The organism is Pseudoalteromonas sp. PAR1 (assembly GCF_947311895.1).
Lineage (GTDB): Bacteria > Pseudomonadota > Gammaproteobacteria > Enterobacterales > Alteromonadaceae > Pseudoalteromonas > Pseudoalteromonas lipolytica_C.
In genome coordinates this window covers 21037-43047 of sequence record NZ_CAMZMY010000028.1, presented here as the reverse complement: position 1 = coordinate 43047, position 22011 = coordinate 21037, and the positions used below count along the sequence as shown (strand labels likewise).

The window sequence follows — 22011 nt, the reverse complement described above, 5'->3', positions numbered from 1 at the left end:
TGGTTGCATAGCTATAAACTAGTATGCAACCTACAAAGTTTATTAGATATACAGAAATAGGAAGTATAATCTTCATTAGTTGTAGTGCACTGAATCTAAAAGTTTACTCCTATTAGATATTTCTTGGTTTGCCTTGTTCAACTCTGTGGCATTGAAATATAAAGAGCCCCACATAACGATAGTAATCCAACCACCCTTAGACACTTTTTTAGTTTTCCATATTGTCGATGCCAATTCTTTAGCGCTTGCAGCAGAAATTGAAGCACCTAGAATTCCAGCATATGAATTTACCATATCGTGAAATTTTTGGTCTTTTAACAGTTCTGTATTGGATAGCGACCAAATTCCCCATTGGGGATTAACAATGACATCTGTTACTTTTTCGATTAATTTAGCCATTAATGGCTTGTTGTTTAGGGTTTGAATTAAGCGCATGGCTTCTATTTTTTGATTACTGTTTAAGTGCCTATAAATAATCACGCTTGCTATTGCTTCAGATTCTTCTTGGTGGTTGTTACTTAGCTTGTGTAAACTAATAGAACATATACGAGCAAGATATTGGCATTGCGCTTTAGGTGTTTTTGGTAAGGAATAAGGTAGTTCGCTAATATTCATTTAAGTTCCTTTTAAATTGATTTACTAACCTTGTACCTAGTTTTGCTTAGTTTACATGGATAGTCAATACGTAATATAGCTCTGAATAAGGGACTGTTATTAATAAAAACTCAGCATTAACGATATAAACACGCCGGTGATGATCAGCTGCACAAGGCAAAAGCCCATGATGTCTTTTGCTTTTAAGCCGGCAATAGCAAGCACGGGGAGTGCCCAGAACGGCTGAATTAGGTTAGTCCAGGCATCGCCCCATGCGACAGCCATAGCAACACGTGGCATATCAGCGCCAAGTGTTTGTGCTGCAGGAATGACAATCGGCGCTTGCACTGCCCATTGGCCGCCGCCTGATGGCACAAAGATATTCACAAACCCGGCACTTAAAAAACTCCAAAAAGGCAGCGTTTCGGCTGTTGCAATGGCAATAAATCCTTCAGAGATTTGTTGAGCAAGTCCCGTTTTTACCATAATCGCCATGATCCCGGCATAAAACGGAAATTGAATCACAATACCAGCGCCGCTGGGGATTGCTTGCTGTAAGCTTCGAAGTAAATTATGTGGTGTTTGATGCAGTAAAATTGCGCTAAATAAGAAAATAGCGATCACACTATTTAAATTTAAGCCGCCTCCGCTTAGCACAAAATAATAGAATAAATAGGCAAGGCCAACGGCACCTATCCCCATTCCTAATAAACGACTATGCTCTATTACTTCGGCAGGGCGGGTAGGTGTTGCTATTTGCTTAGTTTCATCATCAAGCTTTGCGGGGTCAACATAGACGCTGTCTTTCTCGTTTGGCAGCATGTAGCGATTTACCAGCGGCATGATAATAAACAAGCCCACAACAATAGCGATATTAAATGCCGAAAAGATCGTGTTTTCGGTGCCAATTACACCAATACTTTGCTCTGCAAAGTGGCCGTCGGTCGCGATTGTCAGCGGCACTGAACCGGCTAAGCCGCCATGCCAAACAATAAAGCCTGAATAGGCACTGGCAACCAATAAACGGTAATCAACACGGGTTTGTTTTGCAATTGCTTTGGCGAACAAAGCGCCTATGACTAAGCCAAAGCCCCAGTTTAGCCAGCTCGCTAATAAAGAAACGAGCGTCACGAGTATAATTGCTTTGGCTGGAGTATTTGCTAATGTCGCAAGTTTATTGAGTATACTGCGCATAACGGGAGTGCTTGCTAGCATATAGCCCGTTAGCAGTACTAGCAGCATTTGCATGGCAAATTGTAATAGGTTCCAAAATCCACCACCCCAAGCCGCGAGCACTTGCGTGGGCGTTGACGGCGTAAAGAGACTCGCAACGATAAAGCTCAGCAAGGTGAGTAATATAACAAATACAAACGGATCGGGTAGGTAACGCTCTACTAGTTTAGTGAATGGTTTGGCAACGCGATTTAGCATAGTTTTTATTGTTGTCGTCGAATCGATAAAGCCAATAAATCATGAATAACGATGATTGGCAAATTGCGACGTCGTTGCTTTAGCTTATATCAATAAAATAAATGTTAAAAACGATTACTGAGCATCTTGTTCTAGCACGGCTTTTAAGCGGGCTTGAACTTCTTCCACTAAAAGTATTGGCTGGAACTTAGATAAAAAGGCATTACAACCAACCTTCTCAACCAGGGCTTGGTTAAAGCTACCACTGAGTGATGTGTTAAGCACGATGTGTAAGTTCTTCATTCGGCTGTCGTTACGAATTTCGTGGGTTAAACGGTAGCCATCCATTGCTGGCATTTCTGCATCGGTGATCACCATAAGTAATTCTTTTTCGACATCTTTGCCCTGATCAGCCCAGCCTTTTAACATTTCGAGTGCTTCGAGTCCGTTACGAGCAGGAATAATTTCGATGCCGAGTTGCGATAAAGTATCGCTTACTTGTTTACGAGCCGTTGGTGAATCATCAGCATGAAGAATTTTGCGGCCTGCAAATTCGTTCACGATGCTCTTATCAAGAATATCATCAGAAATATGTACTTCGTACTCAACGATTTCGGCGAGCACTTTTTCTACATCTATTATTTCAACCAGTTGCTCTTGGCCATCGCGTTTCACCTTCGTTAAGGCTGTTAGATAATGATTTTTACCAATCGCAGTTGGTGGCGGCATAATATCAGACCATGTCATATTAATGATTTGATCAACCTTGCCAATTAAAAAGCCTTGTACGGTACGATTGTATTCAGTGATAACGAGGTTTGTATCTTCAATGTGTTTAGCTTCAGGCATGTTAATCGCTCTCCGTAAATCAATCACAGGAATTGACTCACCGCGAATATCAACTACACCTGACACTTTCGGGTGTGCGTGAGGAATTTTGCTGATATGAGGCAGTTTAACGACTTCTTTTACTTTAAAAACATTAAGAGCAAATAAGTGGCGACTGTGAAGGTAAAATAGTAAAAGCTCTAAGCGGTTTTCACCGACTAGTTGCGTACGCTTATCAACTGAAGCAAGAACACCTGACATATTTCACCCAAAACAACTAATACAGAGATATTATAGTCTACTATTATTTTTCATCGACATGCATTAGTAATTTCAATCTGTTGCCAAAGAGCAAGCATTCCAGTACCGTATCGTTAATTTCCACCACTGTAAATTGCAAGGATTATGCACTATTTATTAAATCGTATAGTGGTACTTATCCGCAGTCATATTGATCAAGTAAGTTGGCAGGCTGTGGTGGTTACCACGCTTTTGCATATGCTACTTATATGGTGGCTGCTTATGCTTGCAGGAGAGCAAGCTTTAACACCACTAAGTACCTACGTTTATTATTATGTTGTAACAACATCAACAGTTGGCTATGGCGATTTTAGTGCCAGTACTGAGCTTGGCCGCTGGATTGTTGCATTACTACAAATACCTTTTGGTTTAGCATTATTTGGCGTTCTGTTAGGAAAAACAGGGCAAACAGTAACTTACTTAATCAGGCGCGCTATGACGGGTGATAAAAGCTTCGCACATATAAACAATCACATTATTATTTTTGGTTGGCACGATACTCGTACTAAGAAGATGGTTGACTATATTCTAGCCGATCAAAAACGCTTAGATCGTCGTATTCTATTGGCAGTTACTGAACAAATGGAGCATCCATTTTTAACAAATCCGATGGTTGATTTTGCACGCCTAAGTAGCTTTACCGACTTAGATGAGTTGCAAAGAATCGCAATTGAACGCGCCGATAAAATTATTATTGATGGCCAAGATGATGACCAAACGTTTACTACGGCACTGCGCATAAGTAAGTTGGTAAATAAGGATTGTCATATTAGCGCGCATTTTACTGACGAAACCAAAATCGAAATGCTACATGAGCTTTGCCATAATGTTGAATGCAGTAGTGCCAAGTCAGCCGAAATCTTAGTGCGTTCAATGCAAGATCCGGGTTCGAGCCGTGTGCAAGAAGAGTTGTTATCAACACTTCATGGTGATACTCAGTTTAGTTTGCCTATTCCAAAAGGCGTGCAAGCAATGGAGTTTGGCAAGCTGTTTCATCACTTTAAATACAGCCACGATGCTATATTACTGGGTGTAGCACATAATTTAAGTGCAAAAAACATGGATTTAAATCCGCCACTTGACTATGTAGTCAGTGAAGGAGATATTTTGCATTATATTGCTGCGGAGCGTGTTTTGAGTGACGAAGTTGATTGGTCAGCGTTGGTATAGTACCAATCCGCAATAATACTTTTAATTAAGCGAATTGGTATTTATGAATGAAGTTGCGTTTTTAATTATTGTTTTGAGTGCCTACATTTTACCTGTGGTCATTGTGCTCAATAGTAAACGTACTCAAGGCCACGAAAAGAATGCTTGGTTAATCGGTATCATCTTCTTTTCGTGGTTAGCTTTAGTGATGTACTTAACTATTATCCCTAAACACGGGCGGGTCAAAAAACACCGTAAAATAAAAACGAAGGGTTAACTTACAGCTACTATCTCACTTCAACTGTTTCAATTTATGATCTATCAATGGGTCATCAGGTGAAAGTTGCTGCGCCACCTCTAAAATCTTTATTGCATCGTTTGGGTGTTCATCCTGATGCTTGATTGCGACATCAATCAGCGGCTGAACATCAATTGTGCCATTTTGCTCTTGAATATGCTCTGCTTTTTCTTCAGTCAAAATTGTGTGCGCCTTACTAAGTAAGGCTAAGCGGTGTGCCGAACCGTTGTTGGCTTTATTGAGCCGACGATAATAGTCTTCTTTAAAACGTAACGTTTTTGTCTGCTGTCGAAATTGAGCAATATCGACTTGCTGGTGGCTAATAAAATCAACAGCAACATCTTTATAAAAACCAAATTTATTCAAGTATGTAGCATGAACGCTGTGGCCCATACCGAACACCCGTAAATGGGTGAGTTGTGGGTAGCGTTTAGCATGAGCTCGGTCGATACGATTGGTTGGATCGTAGATGATATAGCCTTTAGCATGACCTAGGTCTAAATCGTGATAATCACCGTTCCAGTCAAATTTTTGTGCGATATCTGTGCTTGAGCGGTCATCCCATGGGGCTTTGTTTTTATTTTTTGTGCTGACAGGATGAAATAACAAGACTTTATCAAGCTTTAATAGATTGGCAAATGCGCCAACAGCAAAGCCACCACGACTCAAGCCATATCCTAATCGTTCTTTAAATCCGCCAATCAATGGTGCTAACTGCTCAATAAAAAACAATAGGTTGCGGTGTCTAAACCAGTTACTAATGCCTAAATGTTGGAAGGCAATTACATTCACATCTTGTTTTTTCGCAAGTTTATAGGCCCAAGGCGAAAAATCATCTGTGAGATCATGTTCTTGGTAGTTGGTTCCCGCTGGTGAGAAGGTGAATAGCAGAGGCTTATTGGCATCGATGATATGGTACTTCACATATACATCACCGAGTAAGTCACCTCCGGTAAATGGGACTCGGCTTTGTTGTTGCTCATGTGGGAGATGGGTCCACTCATCTAACCAATATAATAATTTCATACATCCCCCAAGATACCTCTAAAATAAAGGGACAGAATTATAGCAAAAATCACTGCTCATTAAAAATGCACGCCTTTTTAATGTGTTATGTTTCGCTCATAGCTATAATCTGTTGCCAATCATGTTCAGTTACTGGCATCACAGATAATCGACCGCCTTTTTTAAGGGCTATTTCGGTAATGGACTCATTGGCTTTAATTGCTTGTAGGCTAACAAGCTTTTTAAGATGAGATTTATAAGTAACATCGACTACAAACCAGCGCGGGTTATCAGCAGTTGCTTTAGCGTCGTAGTAATCGCTATTTAAATCAAACTGAGTTGGGTCGGCATAGGCCTCACGGCTGACCGTGGCTATTCCTGCGACACCTACATGTTTACAACTTGAATGATAAATCATTACCAAGTCGCCTTGTTTAATACCATCGCGTAGAAAGTTTCGCGCTTGATAATTGCGCACGCCATCCCACATAGAGGTTTGCATAGGTGCGTTTTTTAAATCATCAATTGAAAATGCATCAGGTTCGGTTTTAAAAAGCCAATAAGCCATAATGGGGTGCTCTTACAAAGATTTACTTCCAATTAGTCTATAGTATCATTAAACGCTTGTCGGGATTGAGGATAAATAAATGAGCCAAGTATTAGATGACTTACTGTCATTAATGTCGTTAGAAGAGATTGAGCAAGGCTTGTATCGCGGGCAAAGCCAAGATTTAGGGTTTAGAGCTGTTTTCGGTGGCCAAGTAATGGGGCAAGCCTTGTCGGCATCAAAAGAAACATTACCTGAAGGGCGTATAGTTCATTCACTGCATTCTTATTTTTTACGTCCAGGTGATGCGAGCAAACCAATCGTTTACGATGTAGAAAATATTCGTGATGGTAAGAGCTTTAGTACCCGCCGTGTAAAAGCTATTCAATATGGTAAGCCGATTTTTTACATGACTGCTTCGTTTCAAGGTGAAGAGGACGGCTTATCACACCAAGCGCAGATGCCCGATGTCCCACAGCCTGAAGAATTAAAGTCATCGCTTGAGTTTTACCAAGCGAATGCTGAACTTATTCCTGAACCAATTCGCAATAAGTTTATTCGTGAAGTGCCAATTGAAATGCGTCCAGTGACCTTTCATAACCCATTTAAACCACAAGCAATGGAACCCGTTAAGCATATTTGGTTTAAAGCCAATGGTGAGATGCCTGACGATCAGCGTATTCATAACTACTTACTTGCGTATGCGTCTGACTTTGAGTTTTTACCAACGGCATTACAGCCGCACGGTGTATCGTTTATGCAGCCGAATATGCAGGTTGCGACGATTGACCATGCAATGTGGTTTCACCGCCCGTTTAGACTAGACGATTGGATTTTATATTCGATTGATAGCCCAAGTGCGAGCTCTGGCCGTGGTTTGGTGCGAGGTCAGTTCTTTGACCGTCAAGGCAATTTGGTTGCCTCAACGATCCAAGAAGGGGTCATGCGTCAGCGTTAATCTTTTGCGTGCTGAGCTTGGCTTTGCACTATATCGTCAATTGACTGCCAGACTCGTGCTGGCAGCAATGCCTTCAGATATAAATACACTTCACACAGCTCATTGCTACCCGTTAAGCCTTGCTCTGTTTCGGTAATTAGTTTTTGCTCTCGCAAGCTTGAGATAAAACCAATAAGTACTTTTTTGTCAAAGAACTCCGGCGTTTTAATGCCGTGCAAGGTGCCTAAACGCTCTGCTAACACTTGGCTTTCGTGCTCAAGTTCTTCACGCTCAATACCGCTACTGGTTTGAATAAAACCAACCACGATAGCGTAACGCTGTAGCGTTAAGCTTAAGGCGCGACCAAGCATTTCGAGTTTTGCTAAGCAGTCGTTGCTATTGGTGATTTTGATATTATCACCTTCAATTTCAATAAGGTCTTGATCAACAAAGCTTGCGAGCACGCGAGTAATGTAGTTTTCATCTAGCTCATGCAAGAACCACTCTTTAGCGAACAGCGGGTAAAAACGTGCAATCAAGGCACGGCAATCTGCCATGGTAGTTTGATGTGCTTTGAATAAATGCAGCGCAAGCAAGCTTGGTACAGCAAATAAGTGCAATACGTTATTACGGTAGTAGTTGAATAGCGTCTTTTCTTTGTCGTTAATAGCGATAATTTCGCCAAATTCATCACTGATGACGTCAAACTTATTAAGCTTAAGTGCATGCTCTAATAGCTGTTCAGCACTTTCGTTAGGTGTTGTTACCTTGTCGCTGTAACTTGCGCTGCGTTGTAAATGTAGATAAAACTCAAGTTGCGCAATCAACTTAGGTTTACTTAACGCATGTTTGTCATTCACCAATAAAATCATCGCGAGTAGATTCACCGCATTGAGTGCAGCGGCACTATTAATATTAACCATTACTTTATCGGCAAGATTCGCTACCTGCGGTCCAAGCCATTGTGGCTTTTGTACATCGGTCGGGTGAATAGACTCGCGCCAATCAGGTTGCTGTTCATTAAGGTATTGATTTATCGAAATAGGATCACCAAAATTTAAGTAACCACGGCCATAGTTTTTCAGGTTTTTAATGGCTTTAAAAATCCCCAAGACCGACTCACCTTTTTTATCGTTACCGGCCAGCTCTTTTAAGTAAGTATTAATTTCCATTACGTGCTCATAACCGATGTATACAGGCACAATCGAAATAGGGCGATCTATGCCACGAAGCATGGCTTGCAACGTCATGGCGAGCATACCTGTTTTTGGTGGTAACAAACGACCAGTACGGCTACGGCCACCTTCAGTGTAAAACTTCACTGAGTAGCCTTTAATAAATAACTGGCTCAGATACTCTTTAAACACTGATGAATATAACTTGTTGCCCGCGAAAGAGCGGCGAATAAAGAAAGCACCACTACGACGGAAAATACCACCTGCCGGGAAGAAGTTTAAGTTGATACCAGCGGCTATATGCGGTGGTACTAAACCTAAGTGATAAATAGAGTAGGTCAGTAATAAGTAATCCATGTGCGAGCGGTGACAAGGCATATAAATAATTTCATGGCCTTTATCAGTGAGCTCGTGAACTTGCTCTGAAAACTTAATGTCGATGCCGTTATAAAGTTTATTCCACAGCCAAGTTAATACACGGTCAGCAACACGAATGGTGGCATCGCTGTAATTGGCAGCAATTTCATCAAGTAGCTTCAGCGCATTTTGACGAGCTTGCTCTTGGCTGATGTTTTTTTCTTTTGCTTCTATTTGAATCGCTTTTTTTATTGTTGGTGATGCAAGTAGCGAATTAAAAAGCTGTTCACGCGATGGCATTTTTGGCCCTGTAGCAGCCAGTTTTTGACGGCGAAAGTGCACACGAGCTACGCGTATTAACTTATGCGGTAGCTCATCAACATCGGCTTTTTCATTGACTAATAAAGATAAGTCGAGTGGTTGGCTAAATCGAATAAAGTTATCACGCCCAGAAAATAGCAACACAAAGAACTTGCGAAACCAGCTGGGTGTTAATGAATGAGACACCAAAGTACCTAAACCAGGCTTTTCTTTTCCTGGGTTACGACCCCATAAAATGGTCACCGGGATCACTTGGACGTTTTGCTCACCAGATTGCATTAGGTGGTCAATAATGTGTTTGCCTTGCTGCAAGGCATTACTTGGTTTGCTTTTATTACCAAATAGCGGTGGTGGGTTTTGAATACCAATAAAGCGGTTAAGTTCGGCATTACCTAATAACTGCTCTTCGGTTGGGTCAGGTAAGCCATATTTTTTACATACCCGCGCCAGTGCCGCTAAATCAGAGCGCGCATTCAACCTCACAATATAAAAAGTTGGGTTGGCAGGGTTTAGATTGTATTGTTCAATAGGGTTCTCAGGCAGAACTTTGCTTTTTACTAGCAAGCGGTTCATCCCAGCAGAAATAGCATTTAAACAACGATTAATGATACGCATCAACTCACCAAAGTTTTATACCAACTAGGTTTAGTGCCTAAGACAGCTCACTTTATTAAGCCAATTGGTATTAGTAAATATACAGTAGACCACATGCGGTCAAAATAAGCGGCATAGAATAACAATTATTAACTGGACTGACCATTGCAACATTGTATGGCTTTTTTTTTTCTTTACCTAACTATAGTAAGCAAAGACATACCTTGGCTGAATTTAGTTCTATTTCATTTAAATTTCATTTTGATAAGGCGTCGAGTGTATTAATTCTAAAAAGTTGTTGCATTTATCACCAATATAACTATAATACGCAGGCTTTCAAAATTCCCTCGGGAACTTGGAAGGAAAAATTAAGCTTGGATTTCAAGCTAATAAACAGGAATTCCGATTTGGAATTCAACGTAGATATAAGAGAACAGCCGACATCTTAGTTAGTAAGATTGTTTCGGTCGTTTTTTTATGCTCTTTTTAAATGCTCTTTATATTGAGGTTTAAGAATGTCAAATCAACGCATTCGTATTCGCCTAAAAGCTTTTGACCACCGTTTGATTGACCAATCAACGGCGGAAATCGTGGAAACTGCGAAACGCACTGGCGCTCAAGTACGTGGTCCAATTCCACTACCTACACGCTTTGAACGTTTTACTGTACTAACTTCACCGCACGTTAACAAAGACGCGCGTGATCAGTACGAAATCCGCACCCATAAACGTCTGATCGACATCGTAGAACCAACTGACAAGACTGTTGACGCTCTTATGCGTTTAGATCTTGCTGCTGGTGTTGATGTTCAAATCAGCCTGGGTTAATCGGAAGATTAGAGAGGTTTTAGGAAAATGGCATTAGGTCTAGTCGGTCGTAAAGTGGGTATGACACGTATCTTCACTGAAGATGGTGTATCTATCCCTGTGACAGTTATCGAAGCGACTCCTAACCGCATTGCACAGATCAAATCTGACGCAACAGACGGTTATAACGCGCTTCAAGTAACCGCAGGCACTAAAAAAGCAAGCCGTGTAAACAAAGCAGCAGCGGGTCACTTCGCTAAAGCTGGTGTTGAAGCGGGTCGCGGTCTGTGGGAATTCCGCCTAAATGGTGGTGAAGGCGATTTTGAAGTAGGCGCTGAGCTTACTGTTGAATTATTCAACGAAATCAACAAAGTTGACGTAACCGGTACTTCTAAAGGTAAAGGTTTCCAAGGTGGTGTTAAGCGCTGGAACTTCAGCATGCAAGACGCTACTCACGGTAACTCTCTATCTCACCGTGCTCCTGGTTCAATCGGTCAAAACCAATCACCTGGTAAGGTGTTTAAAGGTAAGAAAATGGCCGGTCACATGGGTGCTGAGCGTGTAACGACTCAAAACTTAGAACTAGTTCGCGTTGACGCTGAGCGTAACTTGCTTTTAGTTAAAGGTGCAGTACCTGGCGCTATCGGCGGTGACGTTATCGTTAAACCAGCTGTTAAAGCATAAGTCCTGGAGATTTAGTGATGGAATTAGCAATTAAAGACGCTTCTGGCGCTCTTGAAGTTTCTGAAGCTACTTTTGGACGTGAGTTTAACGAAGCATTAGTACACCAAGTAGTTGTTGCTTACGCAGCAGGTGCTCGTCAAGGTACTCGTGCTCAGAAGACACGTTCTGAAGTTAGCGGTGGTGGTAAAAAACCATGGTCTCAAAAAGGTACTGGCCGTGCACGTGCTGGTACAATTCGTAGCCCAATTTGGCGTTCAGGTGGCGTTAGCTTCGCAGCTAAACCACAAGATCATAGCCAAAAAGTAAACCGTAAAATGTACCGCGGTGCGATCAAAAGCATCTTATCTGAATTAGTTCGTCAAGAGCGTTTAATCGTTGTTGAACAGTTTGGTCTTGAAGCACCAAAAACTAAAGAACTAGTTGCTAAGCTTAAAGAACTTGAGCTTAAAGATGTTCTAATCGTGACTGAAGAAGTAGATGAGAATCTTTTCTTATCGGCACGTAACCTATACAAGGTTGACACGCGTGATGTAGCTGGTATCGATCCTGTAAGCCTAATCGCTTTCGATAAGGTACTTATTACAGCTGCTGCTGTTAAGCAACTTGAGGAGGCGCTAGCATGATCCGTGAAGAACGTCTTTTAAAAGTGATCCTTGCTCCACACATCTCTGAAAAAAGCACTATCGCTGCTGAAGAGAACAACACGATTGTTTTCAAAGTAGCTTCTAATGCAACTAAAGCTGAAATCAAAGCTGCTGCAGAAAAGCTTTTTGAAGTAGAAGTAACTGGTGTTCGCACACTAAACGTTAAGGGTAAAACAAAACGTACTGGCATGCGTTTCGGTCGTCGTTCAGACTGGAAGAAAGCTTACGTTACTCTTAAAGAAGGTAGCGAGCTAGACTTTGTCGGCGGCGCCGAGTAATAAGGGGAGTTAGAATTATGGCACTTCAAAAGTGTAAACCAACTTCTGCGGGTCGTCGTCACCTGGTTAAAGTGGTTAACCCAGATTTACATAAGGGTAAACCTTACGCACCACTACTAGAGAAAAACTCTAAGTCTGGTGGTCGTAATAACAAAGGTCGTATCACGGTTCGTCACATCGGTGGTGGTCACAAGCATCATTACCGTGTAATCGACTTTAAACGCACTAAAGATGGCATTCCAGCTGTTGTTGAGCGTCTAGAGTATGATCCAAACCGTAGCGCAAACATCGCTCTTGTATTATATGCAGACGGTGAGCGTCGTTACATTATTGCACCTAAAGGCTTAAAAGCGGGTGATTCAATCCAGTCTGGTATTGATGCACCAATCAAACCTGGTAACACGTTACCAATGCGCAACATGCCTGTAGGTTCGACTGTTCACAACGTAGAATTAAAACCAGGTAAAGGCGCGCAAATCGCACGTTCTGCTGGTGCATACGTTCAAATCCTTGCTCGTGAAGGTCAATACGTAACTCTACGTCTTCGTTCTGGCGAAGTTCGTAAAGTTCCATCTGACTGTCGCGCAACACTTGGTGAAGTAGGTAATGCTGAGCATATGCTTCGTTCACTAGGTAAAGCTGGTGCAAATCGCTGGCGTGGTATTCGTCCGACAGTTCGTGGTGTTGCCATGAACCCGGTAGATCACCCGCACGGTGGTGGTGAAGGTCGTACATCTGGTGGTCGTCATCCTGTGTCTCCATGGGGTAAACCGACTAAAGGTGCTAAGACACGTAAGAACAAGCGTACTGATAAATTTATCGTACGTCGTCGTACTAAATAATAGTTGAGGAATAGCCATGCCACGTTCTCTCAAGAAAGGTCCTTTTATTGACCTACACTTGCTGAAGAAGGTAGAGAAAGCGTTGGAAAGCGGTGACAAGAAGCCAATTAAAACTTGGAGCCGTCGTTCAATGATCATACCTAACATGATCGGATTGACCATCGCTGTCCATAATGGTCGTCAGCACGTTCCTGTGTTTATCACAGACGAAATGATCGGTCACAAACTAGGTGAATTTGCACCAACTCGCACTTACCGCGGTCACGCTGCGGATAAGAAAGCGAAGAAACGTTAAGAGGAGAATGATAAATGCAAGCATTAGCTAAACATAAATTCGCCTCTGGTTCGGCGCAAAAAGCACGTCTAGTTGCAGATCAGATCCGCGGACTTCCGGTTGATCGCGCTCTAGAAATCCTGGCGTACAGCCCTAAAAAAGCGGCTGTATTAGTTAAGAAAGTACTTGAGTCTGCTATTGCTAACGCAGAGCATAACGAAGGTGCTGACATTGATGAGCTTCGTGTAACTACGATCTTTGTGGACGATGGTCCTACAATGAAGCGTATTATGCCACGTGCTAAAGGACGCGCTGACCGCATCCTTAAGCGTACAAGCCACATCACTGTTGTGGTTTCAGATAGCTAGGAGTATAAGTAATGGGACAAAAAGTTCATCCTACTGGTATTCGCCTAGGTATCTCTAAACCTTGGGTTTCTACCTGGTACGCGAATTCAAAAGATTTCTCTGATCAGCTTTTTGGCGATCACAAAGTACGTGCATTCCTAACTAAGGAATTAAAAGCGGCTTCTGTGTCTAAAATCGTTATCGAGCGTCCAGCTAAATCTATCCGTGTAACAATTCACACAGCTCGTCCTGGTGTTGTTATCGGTAAAAAAGGCGAAGACGTTGAAAAACTACGTCAAGCAGTAACTAAGATTGCAGGTGTTCCGGCTCAGATCAATATTTCTGAAGTTCGTAAGCCTGAACTTGATGCACAACTAGTAGCTGACGGTATTGCGTCACAGCTAGAGCGTCGTGTTATGTTCCGTCGCGCTATGAAGCGTTCGGTACAAAATGCAATGCGCATTGGTGCAAAAGGTATCAAAGTTGAAGTTAGCGGTCGTCTTGGCGGTGCTGAGATCGCACGTTCAGAATGGTATCGTGAAGGTCGTGTACCTCTACATACTCTACGTGCTGATATCGACTACGCAACTTCTGAAGCCTTAACCACTTATGGTATCATTGGTGTTAAAGTTTGGATCTTCAAAGGCGAAGTTATTGGTGGTTTACCACTAGTACAAGAGCAAGAGAAGCCAGCTAAACGCGCGCCAAAGAAAGCCAAAAAAAGTGCTAAGTAGAGGTAGCGAGTAATGTTACAGCCAAAACGTACAAAATTCCGTAAAATGCACAAAGGCCGCAACCGCGGTTTAGCGCAAAACGGTAACAAAGTAAGCTTCGGTACTTTCGGTTTGAAAGCTACTGGTCGTGGCCGTATGACTGCTCGTCAAATCGAAGCAGCTCGTCGTGCTATGACACGTCACGTAAAGCGTCAAGGTAAAATCTGGATCCGTGTATTCCCAGATAAGCCAATTACGAACAAGCCATTAGAAGTTCGTATGGGTAAAGGTAAAGGTTCTGTTGAATATTGGGTTGCTGAAATTCAACCTGGTAAAGTACTTTACGAAATGGAAGGTGTTTCTGAAGAGCTTGCTCGTGAAGCATTTAACCTTGCAGCGCGTAAATTACCATTCACAACAACTTTCGTAACTCGGACGGTGATGTAATGAAAGCTAGCGAACTAAAAGACAAAAGCGTAGAAGAGCTAAACGCTGAACTTCTAGGACTTCTTCGTGAGCAGTTCAACCTGCGCATGCAAGCAAGCACTGGTCAGTTAGCTCAGACACACACGCTAAGAACAGTACGTCGCGATATCGCGCGTGTAAAAACAGTTATTAACCAGAAGGCAGGTCAATAATGAGCGATAAAATCCGTACTCTTCAAGGCCGTGTAATCAGCGACAAGATGGATAAATCTTTCACTGTTGCTATCGCACGTTACGTGAAGCACCCAGTATATGGTAAATTCATCAAACGTACGACTAAACTACACGTACATGACGAAAACAACACAGCTCAAACTGGTGACGTAGTTACTATCCGTGAGTGTGCTCCTATTTCTAAGACTAAGTCTTGGACTTTAGTAGACGTTGTTGAACGTCCAAAGCAAGCTTAATTTTTAATTAAGTTTACTTACTAAAAAGCCCCGGCATTTGCTGGGGCTTTTTGTTTTTAAAATAAAGCTATCAGCTTTGAGACGTCAGTTGAGCGGTAGACTTGTTTGCTGCAGAGTTTCCCGCTGCTGTAAAACCTCATATGGCACTCATGCTGAATCCAAATCATCTCTACGAATAGACTTGAGCTAGAACCTTAAACTTTACTCTTGCTAAAACGCCACTTTTTCTTATGAACTAACTCACTCATTTAACACTCTTAAAAATAAAAATGAGGCGTTTGGGTGCTAAAAGGGACTTACAAAGCATGGATCATCTCGATTACGCTACATGCTGTGCTTTTGTTGTTATTTGCTCAATATGGAAAATTTGTGAAACTACCAGTAGCAGCCACAGAGCCGCCAAAAGTAATCAACGCGTATGTGAGTGTCGATTTAACTACCTTACCTAGTTTTCAGAAATCCCAAGACAAACCTTTACCGGAGCAGCCGCAAACAATGCCTGATGAGGCTAAGCCTTTGCCAGAAATAGAAGGAGCTTCTCAGAATGGTTCAGGGCAGAGTAACGGTGTTGAGGTCGTTGAGCACTCAGTTAATGGGCCCAAAGAAGCAACCACTAAGATCGTTAAGTCTAATCAAGCATCTGATAATTCAAAAACAACCGAAGCACCCTTTAAAAAGCTCAACCCGTATGCGCCAATCCCAGAGCTTAAATTTGAAAATAGAGCGACTAGTGCATCAACATTTGGGCAAGTTGAAGCTACGAATAATAATTTGCCTACAGGCAGGGTAACAGTGCCCGAACAACTAACCGTGTCAGATGAGGCAACCGTCATTTGGCAAAGTGGCGATGGTAGCAAGCGTATCGAGGTGCTAAATGGTATGTGTTATGGCATAAATTTCAATTCGGTGTTTGGTAAATCTGGGGTGCCAAGTGGATCGCCAAGACCCTGCGAAGACAAAGACGCTAAGTTATTTAAAGAAATAATGAATAAATGGAGTAATAAATAATAAAACACTTTACCTCAACTTAACTTGAGATTTTAAAGTAGCGTTTTTTGTAATGGATAACGCTATGAACTCACTAGAAAACTATTTATTAAGCTTACAGATTAATTGCTATCAAGCGTCAGCGATTCAAATTTCTCAAGTACAAACGCGTATTTGGCAGTCATTACAAAATAATTCTAGTTATGCACATAGCGTAATCGAAGAGTTTGATTTGAATGGGCAGCCTAGCCATTACCAGCATGCAGCCCTATTTACACTGGTTTTACTGCAGCTTGGCTATAAAATAAAGTCAACGCCGGAAAACGCTTTATCGGTAAGGCATAACCATTTGTTACATGACATTCGCTTGTCGAGCAGTTAAACGCTAGTGGGGCTTAAGTCATCTTGTATCGTATAAAAAGGCACTTAGCCGAAACTAAGTGCCTTGGCTTAACGAAGTTACCAAATCATTTCTACAAATTCTGGGTGATCCACAAATGGGTTGCGGTTACCTTGATGTTCATAAGCTGCTTGGTTACGGTCAAGCTCTAATTGGCTAACAGGATCCTCGTTATGCCATTTTAATAACATAGCAACGACCCAGTTCTCAAAGACCTGATCAGATGAACCATTTAATACAGCATTACTGTAGGTTGTGTTGTTTTGCCATGAGCCAATCACGTTTTCATAGCGCGTTGCCATATAGAAATACGCTCTTGCAAAGTCACCTTTAAATTCATCAATAGGTTCAAAAACCGTTCCTGAGTAATTTAATGAGCTAGCAGCGCTGCCTAATTTGCTGCCGTTACTAGAGGTGTAACTTGCACTACCTACTTCACCAAACGGGTAGTTACTGCGTTTTGAATTGACATAACCATCAGTGGCAAAAATGTGATGCACGTCTGAATTCATTGGCTCAACTGTACCGCCAAACCAACTTTTCGGGAAAGAATGCTCACGGTTGTAGCAATCTGCTTCGCTGTTGTATGTCCCACATTGGTCGCTCACAGCAACATAGTTGTAACTGTCTTGGCCTGCAGGGTTTTCTGAATAACGGTCTAAAATAGAGTTGTCGTTTTCAAAATACTTATCGCGTGAGGCAACATCGTAAAAACTCCAAATTGCTGAATAGCCTTGTGAGTTGTGATCTTTAATGATGTTGTATAACTCTGTTTTCAGTGCATAACCACTAAGGCCTTGCGTTGTAACATAGTATCCCGTTGGCTCTGTTGGTGTTTTACCACCACCGTCACCGCCGCCTGAGTTATCACCTAAACTAAACGGCGTAGCTTCCGAGCTTTGGAAGCTTGCACCACTGGCAAGTACTGTTTGACCTAAAGAAAGATTGTAACTGCCATTGCCGAATGAGCAGCATATGCCATCACCATAGCTATCAAAAATAGTAAAGGTATAGTCACCATCAGTTAAACATGCTTGCTCACTGTACTGAGTATTTGCAGCATAGCTGCCGCCTGATGCTACTGTGCTACCTTGGCTATTAGTGATATGCCAGCTGGTTTCTTCACCATAGTTATCGGTAGTGAGGGTTAAAGATACTTGGTTATCGGCGCAGCTGCCCGAAGGTGGTGGTGTTGAGCCCGTGCTTGGTGCAAAGTTATCAACATAAACCACTTCGCTGCCATCAAAGCCTGTTACATCGTAAAAGCGCAGGCCAACACTAATTGAGGTAGTCGCAGAAGCTGTATACTGATAGCTGATTTGTTGCCATTGATTCGTTAATGCTGAATTAGAGTAACCTTGATAGCCATCAACCACTAAGCGAGCTTTTACGCCGCCTTCAGTATGGTAAACCCAAGCAGAAAACTCATAGCTTTCACCGGCCACTACATCAACTAATTGCTGTAAATCGGTATTACTTTGCGTGCCAGTATTAACCACAACTTGCGCTGAGTAATTACCTGAGTAAACCACATTACTATTAGCGCTAAGACTAATACCGCTATCTATGGTGCTCCAGCTTGCAGGAGTGTTTGCAGACCAGTTTTCGAAGTCGGCATTATTAACATTTGCCAATGCTGAACTCGCTAAACACAGTAAACTACTGGCTAGCATGTATTTTTTACATGTCCCGTGTGACATCGTTGTTTCCTTTTTATATTTTAATAGTTTTTGCTGTTCTCAAAATGAACACAGCGAGTATAGGCTAATCGGCTTATGTTGCAATAATGTTAATTAATAAAAATTTCTTATTGGGTAATTTTTGCTTTTAACATGTTTTTTTTGGATAAATACTAAATTAATAACTAAATGGAATATCAAAGCAGATTCTATTCTTTTTTAATCGCCTCAGACCCCGTTATTCTTCACGCTCAGATAAACCTTTAAAGCATTTTTGTTTAGTCTTTAAAGTCGAAAAAATTGTTCGCGAAATGACGGTAGTAAGTTCGTTTCGCAGTTAACTTTTCAGGGTTACGAGGAATAAATTCATGTTGTTAAGTCAACTAAATGCAGCGGCGAGCCCGCTATCGCAAGAGCAAGTACAAAAGCTGCAAGGCTTAGTGGCTGAACTTAATCCAATTCAGCAAGCGTGGGTAAGTGGTTACTTAGCCGCTAACGCAAACGCAGGCGCATTAACCGGTGGTGTTGCTGCCGCTCCAGCTGCGGGTGATGCTGCACCGCTAACTATTTTATACGGTTCGCAAACGGGTAACGCTAAAGGCGTGGCGAGCAAGTTAAAAGAACAAGCAGAGTCACGTGGTCTATCGGTTAAGCTAGTAAATATGGCTGACTACAAGCCAACTGCCCTGAAAAAAGAAAAGTTCATCACGGTTGTTGTTTCAACTTACGGTGAGGGTGAGCCACCTGAAGATGCTGAAAGCCTGCATGAGTTTTTAACGACTAAAAAAGCACCAAAACTAGATGGTGTTAAAGTGGCTGTGATTGGGTTAGGTGACTCAAGCTACGAATTCTTCTGCCAAACAGCAAAAGATTTTGAAGAGCGTTTTAACAAGCTTGGCGCAGAAACTATTTTCCAGCGTGCCGACTTAGATGTTGATTACGATGATGAAGCTGCTAAGTGGATTGATGGTGCACTTGATGCGTTTGAACCTGATCTTAAAGCGCAGCAACAAGCAAGCAGTGGTCAAGTTGTGGCTATGCCATTTGGTGCAGCGACACCAGCAGCAAGCCAATACACCAAGCAAAACCCATTTGCTGCAGAGCTAAGCGTTGTGCAAAAAATTACCGGTCGTGACTCAACTAAAGATGTGCGTCATGTTGAAATTTCATTAGAAGGTTCAGACATTACCTATACACCGGGTGATTCGCTAGGCGTTTACTTCTTAAATGACGAAGCACTTGTTGATGAAGTACTTACGCTTACTCAAATTGATGCATCTAGCACGGTTAAATTAGGCGATGAAGAGCTCAGTATTCGTGATGCATTAATCGAAAAATTAGAGTTAACCCAGTCATACCCAGGTTTTGTTGAAAAATATGCAACAGCAACTGGCAACCCTGAATTATTAAAGTTAGTTGAAGATAAAGCGGCAATGCGTGAGTACATCGAACCTCGCCAAATCTTCGATATTATTCGTCAAAATCCAGCTCAACTAGAAGCGCAAACCTTAGTCGACTGCTTACGTAAACTACAAGCGCGTTTATATTCGATTGCATCTAGCCAAGCTGAAGTTGAAGATGAAGTTCACTTAACTGTGGGTCTGGTTGAGTTTGATGCATTTGGTAGCGAGCACTTAGGTGGGTGTTCTGGCTATTTAGCGCGTCGTGCTGAAGAAGGTTGCAAAGTAAAAGTATTCAGTGAGCATAACGATAATTTCCGTTTACCGGCTAATGATGAAACGCCAATTATTATGGTAGGTCCGGGTACGGGTATTGCACCATTCCGTGCGTTTTTACAAGAGCGTGATGCTCGTGAAGCAAGTGGTAAAAACTGGTTATTCTTTGGTAACCCACACTTTACTCAAGACTTCTTATATCAAGTTGAAATTCAAGGTTACTTGAAGTCAGGTTTACTGACTAAAGTGGATGTGGCGTTTAGCCGTGACCAAGCGGAAAAAGTATATGTTCAAGACAAACTTCGCAAAAACAGCCAAGAAGTATTTGCTTGGTTAGAAGCGGGTGCTCATTTCTATATATGTGGTGATGCAAACCGTATGGCGAAAGATGTTCATCAGGCGCTTGTAGACATTATCAAAGAAAATAGCGGCAAAGATGATGAACAAGCTGAGCAATATTTAAAAGATTTACGTAGCGCAAATCGCTATCAGAAAGACGTGTACTAATCACGTTTAAAGCTAACAGCCGTCACTGTAACAAATTTAGGAAATACCATGAGCGAACAAGACAAAAACGTAAAGCTTTCTGATAACGAGCGTTTGAAAAGAGAAAGTAATTTTTTACGTGGCACAATTGAGCAAGATTTAAAAGACGAGATCACCGGTGGTTTCACTGCTGATAACTTCCAACTGATCCGTTTCCACGGCATGTACCAGCAAGATGACCGTGACATTCGCCCTGAACGCGCTAAACAAAAATTAGAGCCGTTACATAACGTTATGCTACGTGCTCGTATGCCTGGCGGTATCATCAAGCCAGAGCAATGGTTAGCGATTGATAAGTTTGCTGAAGAGAAAACCAGCTATGGCAGTATTCGTTTAACCACGCGTCAAACTTTCCAGTTCCATGGTGTGCTTAAGCCAAATATTAAAGGCATGCACCAAATGCTTAATAGCGTGGGCATTGATTCAATTGCAACGGCGGGCGATGTAAACCGAAACGTATTATGTACGACTAACCCTGTTGAGTCTGAGCTTCACCAAGAAGCTTACGAGTGGGCTGCGAAGATCTCAGAGCACCTATTACCAAAAACCAAAGCATACGCTGAAATTTGGTTAGATGGTGAAAAGAGTGAAACCACTGAAGAGCCAATTTTAGGTTCAACTTATTTACCGCGTAAGTTTAAAACCACAGTAACAATTCCACCGAATAATGAAGTGGATGTGCATGCGAACGACCTAAACTTCGTGGCAATTGCAGAAAACGGCAAGTTAGTTGGTTTTAACGTGTTAGTGGGTGGTGGTCTTGCGATGACTCACGGTGATACAGCAACGTATCCTCGTAAAGCGGATGACTTTGGTTTTATTCCACTTGAGCACACCTTGAAAATTGCTGAACACGTGGTGTCTGTACAACGTGATTGGGGTAACCGCTCAAACCGTAAAAATGCAAAAACTAAGTACACACTTGACCGTGTAGGTTCTGATGTATTTAAAGCTGAAGTTGAAAAACGTGCCGGTGTTAAATTTGAACAGAGCCGCCCGTATGAGTTCACTCACCGTGGTGACCGTATCGGTTGGGTTGAAGGTATTGATGGTAAGCACCACTTAACGCTGTTTATTCAAAGTGGCCGTATTTTAGATTACCCAGATAAACCGCTAAAAACAGGCTGTCGTAAAATTGCTGAAATTCACCAAGGTGATTTCCGCATGACGGCAAACCAAAACTTGATCATCGCAGGTGTTCCGGCTGATCAAAAAGCGGTAATCGAAGAGATCGCTCGTAACCATGGCCTGATTGATGACAGCCATACAGAGCAGCGTAAAAACTCAATGGCGTGTGTGGCATTACCAACGTGTCCGTTAGCGATGGCAGAAGCTGAGCGTTATTTACCAAGCTTAATTGAGAAAACAGAAGCGCTATTAGCGAAACATGGTATTGGCGATGACAACATCATTATGCGTGTTGTGGGTTGTCCGAATGGCTGTGGCCGTGCAATGTTGGCAGAAGCGGGTCTGGTTGGTAAAGGTCCAGGAAAATACAACGTGTACTTAGGTGGTAACCGTGAAGGCACGCGTATTCCAAAACTGTATTTAGAAAATGTTGGCGAAGACGTATACCTAGACGCATTCGATAAGCTAATTGGCCAATGGGCAAGTGAGCGTAATGAAGGCGAGTGTTTTGGTGATTTTGTAATTCGCAAAGGCATTGTTGCTGAAGTTAAAGTTTCAGTAACTGATTTTCACGCATAATTTTATAAGCGACACCGC

General features: G+C 42.1%; 25 protein-coding genes. 18 read left to right on the top strand and 7 right to left on the bottom strand.

Annotation, left to right across the window (positions count from 1 at the left end; genetic code table 11):
* Window positions 1-75 precede the first annotated feature (75 nt).
* The 3 genes from QL229_RS18215 to QL229_RS18205 all read right to left on the bottom strand — a co-directional run bounded on the left by QL229_RS18215 (window position 76) and on the right by QL229_RS18205 (window position 3093).
* Window positions 76-615, bottom strand: a complete 540-nt coding sequence (locus QL229_RS18215) for a hypothetical protein (RefSeq protein ID WP_281547264.1) — start codon at window positions 613-615, stop codon at window positions 76-78.
* Window positions 616-714: 99 nt separating this feature from the next.
* A complete protein-coding gene (locus tag QL229_RS18210) occupies window positions 715-2025 on the bottom strand; it encodes a short-chain fatty acid transporter (protein ID WP_281547263.1) in 1311 nt (436 codons plus the stop codon).
* A 114-nt stretch (window positions 2026-2139) separates the two neighbouring features.
* Entirely contained in the window at window positions 2140-3093 is a 954-nt protein-coding gene (locus QL229_RS18205; RefSeq protein WP_281547262.1) for a chemotaxis protein CheV, read from the bottom strand.
* Between the two features lie 144 nt (window positions 3094-3237).
* Between QL229_RS18205 and QL229_RS18200 the strand changes: the two genes are divergently transcribed.
* On the top strand, window positions 3238-4302 hold the full coding sequence (locus tag QL229_RS18200; protein WP_135923204.1) for a potassium channel family protein: 1065 nt from the start codon (window positions 3238-3240) through the stop codon (window positions 4300-4302).
* A gap of 43 nt (window positions 4303-4345) precedes the next feature.
* Window positions 4346-4558 carry a hypothetical protein gene (locus QL229_RS18195; protein ID WP_135923205.1) on the top strand — a complete coding sequence of 71 codons (213 nt, stop codon included), beginning with the start codon at window positions 4346-4348 and terminating at the stop codon, window positions 4556-4558.
* A 15-nt stretch (window positions 4559-4573) separates the two neighbouring features.
* Here QL229_RS18195 and QL229_RS18190 read toward each other — a convergent pair whose 3' ends face one another.
* Both QL229_RS18190 and QL229_RS18185 read right to left on the bottom strand, forming a co-directional pair.
* A complete protein-coding gene (locus QL229_RS18190; RefSeq protein ID WP_235383964.1) occupies window positions 4574-5605 on the bottom strand; it encodes a cytosolic protein in 1032 nt (343 codons plus the stop codon).
* An 85-nt stretch (window positions 5606-5690) separates the two neighbouring features.
* Entirely contained in the window at window positions 5691-6152 is a 462-nt protein-coding gene (locus tag QL229_RS18185; protein ID WP_135923207.1) for an EVE domain-containing protein, read from the bottom strand.
* A 79-nt stretch (window positions 6153-6231) separates the two neighbouring features.
* On the opposite strand from QL229_RS18185, the gene tesB reads away from it, so the two are divergent.
* Window positions 6232-7089 carry an acyl-CoA thioesterase II gene (gene tesB / locus QL229_RS18180; RefSeq protein ID WP_281547261.1) on the top strand — a complete coding sequence of 286 codons (858 nt, stop codon included), beginning with the start codon at window positions 6232-6234 and terminating at the stop codon, window positions 7087-7089.
* Here tesB and plsB read toward each other — a convergent pair.
* Window positions 7086-9536 (bottom strand): glycerol-3-phosphate 1-O-acyltransferase PlsB, encoded by a 2451-nt coding sequence (plsB, locus tag QL229_RS18175; RefSeq protein ID WP_281547260.1) that lies wholly within the window; start codon window positions 9534-9536, stop codon window positions 7086-7088. The genes tesB and plsB overlap by 4 nt on opposite strands.
* A 494-nt stretch (window positions 9537-10030) precedes the next feature.
* Here plsB and rpsJ point away from each other — a divergent pair, with 494 nt between their 5' ends.
* The 13 genes from rpsJ (at window position 10031) to QL229_RS18110 (ending at window position 16367) form a co-directional block, all read left to right on the top strand.
* The gene (gene rpsJ, locus QL229_RS18170) at window positions 10031-10342 is read left to right on the top strand and encodes a 30S ribosomal protein S10 (RefSeq protein ID WP_002957900.1); all 312 of its coding nucleotides are present in this window, start codon (window positions 10031-10033) and stop codon (window positions 10340-10342) included.
* A gap of 27 nt (window positions 10343-10369) precedes the next feature.
* On the top strand, window positions 10370-11005 hold the full coding sequence (rplC, locus tag QL229_RS18165) for a 50S ribosomal protein L3 (RefSeq protein WP_004588685.1): 636 nt from the start codon (window positions 10370-10372) through the stop codon (window positions 11003-11005).
* A 17-nt stretch (window positions 11006-11022) separates the two neighbouring features.
* On the top strand, window positions 11023-11628 hold the full coding sequence (rplD, locus tag QL229_RS18160) for a 50S ribosomal protein L4 (RefSeq protein ID WP_062568199.1): 606 nt from the start codon (window positions 11023-11025) through the stop codon (window positions 11626-11628).
* Complete coding sequence (rplW, locus tag QL229_RS18155) at window positions 11625-11927, top strand: 50S ribosomal protein L23 (protein WP_135923210.1); 303 nt, start codon at window positions 11625-11627, stop codon at window positions 11925-11927. Before rplD ends, rplW begins: the two co-directional genes overlap by 4 nt.
* Window positions 11928-11944: 17 nt before the next feature.
* Window positions 11945-12769, top strand: a complete 825-nt coding sequence (rplB, locus tag QL229_RS18150) for a 50S ribosomal protein L2 (protein ID WP_135923211.1) — start codon at window positions 11945-11947, stop codon at window positions 12767-12769.
* 16 nt (window positions 12770-12785) lie between these two features.
* Window positions 12786-13064 carry a 30S ribosomal protein S19 gene (gene rpsS, locus QL229_RS18145; RefSeq protein WP_010376377.1) on the top strand — a complete coding sequence of 93 codons (279 nt, stop codon included), beginning with the start codon at window positions 12786-12788 and terminating at the stop codon, window positions 13062-13064.
* A 14-nt stretch (window positions 13065-13078) separates the two neighbouring features.
* Window positions 13079-13411 (top strand): 50S ribosomal protein L22, encoded by a 333-nt coding sequence (gene rplV, locus QL229_RS18140; protein WP_004588690.1) that lies wholly within the window; start codon window positions 13079-13081, stop codon window positions 13409-13411.
* Window positions 13412-13422: 11 nt separating this feature from the next.
* Window positions 13423-14124, top strand: coding sequence for a 30S ribosomal protein S3 (rpsC, locus tag QL229_RS18135; protein ID WP_063701047.1), 702 nt, complete (start codon window positions 13423-13425; stop codon window positions 14122-14124).
* Window positions 14125-14136: 12 nt separating this feature from the next.
* Complete coding sequence (gene rplP / locus QL229_RS18130; protein ID WP_036974208.1) at window positions 14137-14550, top strand: 50S ribosomal protein L16; 414 nt, start codon at window positions 14137-14139, stop codon at window positions 14548-14550.
* On the top strand, window positions 14550-14741 hold the full coding sequence (gene rpmC / locus QL229_RS18125) for a 50S ribosomal protein L29 (protein WP_054552371.1): 192 nt from the start codon (window positions 14550-14552) through the stop codon (window positions 14739-14741). Before rplP ends, rpmC begins: the two co-directional genes overlap by 1 nt.
* Window positions 14741-14998 carry a 30S ribosomal protein S17 gene (gene rpsQ / locus QL229_RS18120; RefSeq protein WP_135923212.1) on the top strand — a complete coding sequence of 86 codons (258 nt, stop codon included), beginning with the start codon at window positions 14741-14743 and terminating at the stop codon, window positions 14996-14998. Before rpmC ends, rpsQ begins: the two co-directional genes overlap by 1 nt.
* 369 nt (window positions 14999-15367) lie before the next feature.
* Entirely contained in the window at window positions 15368-16006 is a 639-nt protein-coding gene (locus tag QL229_RS18115) for a hypothetical protein (RefSeq protein ID WP_281547259.1), read from the top strand.
* Window positions 16007-16070: 64 nt separating this feature from the next.
* Window positions 16071-16367 (top strand): hypothetical protein, encoded by a 297-nt coding sequence (locus QL229_RS18110; RefSeq protein ID WP_281547258.1) that lies wholly within the window; start codon window positions 16071-16073, stop codon window positions 16365-16367.
* A 77-nt stretch (window positions 16368-16444) separates the two neighbouring features.
* Here the strand turns inward: QL229_RS18110 and QL229_RS18105 are convergent, their stop codons facing one another.
* A complete protein-coding gene (locus tag QL229_RS18105) occupies window positions 16445-18085 on the bottom strand; it encodes an endonuclease (RefSeq protein WP_281547257.1) in 1641 nt (546 codons plus the stop codon).
* Between the two features lie 347 nt (window positions 18086-18432).
* On the opposite strand from QL229_RS18105, the gene QL229_RS18100 reads away from it, so the two are divergent.
* Both QL229_RS18100 and cysI read left to right on the top strand, forming a co-directional pair.
* The gene (locus QL229_RS18100; RefSeq protein ID WP_281547256.1) at window positions 18433-20247 is read left to right on the top strand and encodes an assimilatory sulfite reductase (NADPH) flavoprotein subunit; all 1815 of its coding nucleotides are present in this window, start codon (window positions 18433-18435) and stop codon (window positions 20245-20247) included.
* A gap of 48 nt (window positions 20248-20295) precedes the next feature.
* Complete coding sequence (gene cysI / locus QL229_RS18095) at window positions 20296-21993, top strand: assimilatory sulfite reductase (NADPH) hemoprotein subunit (RefSeq protein WP_199527622.1); 1698 nt, start codon at window positions 20296-20298, stop codon at window positions 21991-21993.
* The last annotated feature ends 18 nt before the right edge of the window (window positions 21994-22011 follow it).

Bases quoted from the DNA above. Each gene is read 5' to 3' on its own strand.
- QL229_RS18215 (WP_281547264.1), bottom strand. From the start codon at position 615: ATGAATATTAGCGAACTACCTTATTCCTTACCAAAAACACCTAAAGCG.
- QL229_RS18110 (WP_281547258.1), top strand. From the start codon at position 16,071: ATGAACTCACTAGAAAACTATTTATTAAGCTTACAGATTAATTGCTAT.
- rplP (WP_036974208.1), top strand. From the start codon at position 14,137: ATGTTACAGCCAAAACGTACAAAATTCCGTAAAATGCACAAAGGCCGC.
- QL229_RS18190 (WP_235383964.1), bottom strand. From the start codon at position 5,605: ATGAAATTATTATATTGGTTAGATGAGTGGACCCATCTCCCACATGAG.
- QL229_RS18100 (WP_281547256.1), top strand. From the start codon at position 18,433: ATGTTGTTAAGTCAACTAAATGCAGCGGCGAGCCCGCTATCGCAAGAG.
- rpsQ (WP_135923212.1), top strand. From the start codon at position 14,741: ATGAGCGATAAAATCCGTACTCTTCAAGGCCGTGTAATCAGCGACAAG.
- rpsJ (WP_002957900.1), top strand. From the start codon at position 10,031: ATGTCAAATCAACGCATTCGTATTCGCCTAAAAGCTTTTGACCACCGT.
- QL229_RS18195 (WP_135923205.1), top strand. From the start codon at position 4,346: ATGAATGAAGTTGCGTTTTTAATTATTGTTTTGAGTGCCTACATTTTA.
- QL229_RS18210 (WP_281547263.1), bottom strand. From the start codon at position 2,025: ATGCTAAATCGCGTTGCCAAACCATTCACTAAACTAGTAGAGCGTTAC.
- QL229_RS18200 (WP_135923204.1), top strand. From the start codon at position 3,238: ATGCACTATTTATTAAATCGTATAGTGGTACTTATCCGCAGTCATATT.
- rplD (WP_062568199.1), top strand. From the start codon at position 11,023: ATGGAATTAGCAATTAAAGACGCTTCTGGCGCTCTTGAAGTTTCTGAA.
- rpmC (WP_054552371.1), top strand. From the start codon at position 14,550: ATGAAAGCTAGCGAACTAAAAGACAAAAGCGTAGAAGAGCTAAACGCT.
- rpsS (WP_010376377.1), top strand. From the start codon at position 12,786: ATGCCACGTTCTCTCAAGAAAGGTCCTTTTATTGACCTACACTTGCTG.
- rplC (WP_004588685.1), top strand. From the start codon at position 10,370: ATGGCATTAGGTCTAGTCGGTCGTAAAGTGGGTATGACACGTATCTTC.
- rpsC (WP_063701047.1), top strand. From the start codon at position 13,423: ATGGGACAAAAAGTTCATCCTACTGGTATTCGCCTAGGTATCTCTAAA.
- rplB (WP_135923211.1), top strand. From the start codon at position 11,945: ATGGCACTTCAAAAGTGTAAACCAACTTCTGCGGGTCGTCGTCACCTG.
- rplV (WP_004588690.1), top strand. From the start codon at position 13,079: ATGCAAGCATTAGCTAAACATAAATTCGCCTCTGGTTCGGCGCAAAAA.
- QL229_RS18205 (WP_281547262.1), bottom strand. From the start codon at position 3,093: ATGTCAGGTGTTCTTGCTTCAGTTGATAAGCGTACGCAACTAGTCGGT.
- tesB (WP_281547261.1), top strand. From the start codon at position 6,232: ATGAGCCAAGTATTAGATGACTTACTGTCATTAATGTCGTTAGAAGAG.
- QL229_RS18105 (WP_281547257.1), bottom strand. From the start codon at position 18,085: ATGTCACACGGGACATGTAAAAAATACATGCTAGCCAGTAGTTTACTG.
- rplW (WP_135923210.1), top strand. From the start codon at position 11,625: ATGATCCGTGAAGAACGTCTTTTAAAAGTGATCCTTGCTCCACACATC.
- cysI (WP_199527622.1), top strand. From the start codon at position 20,296: ATGAGCGAACAAGACAAAAACGTAAAGCTTTCTGATAACGAGCGTTTG.
- QL229_RS18185 (WP_135923207.1), bottom strand. From the start codon at position 6,152: ATGGCTTATTGGCTTTTTAAAACCGAACCTGATGCATTTTCAATTGAT.
- plsB (WP_281547260.1), bottom strand. From the start codon at position 9,536: ATGCGTATCATTAATCGTTGTTTAAATGCTATTTCTGCTGGGATGAAC.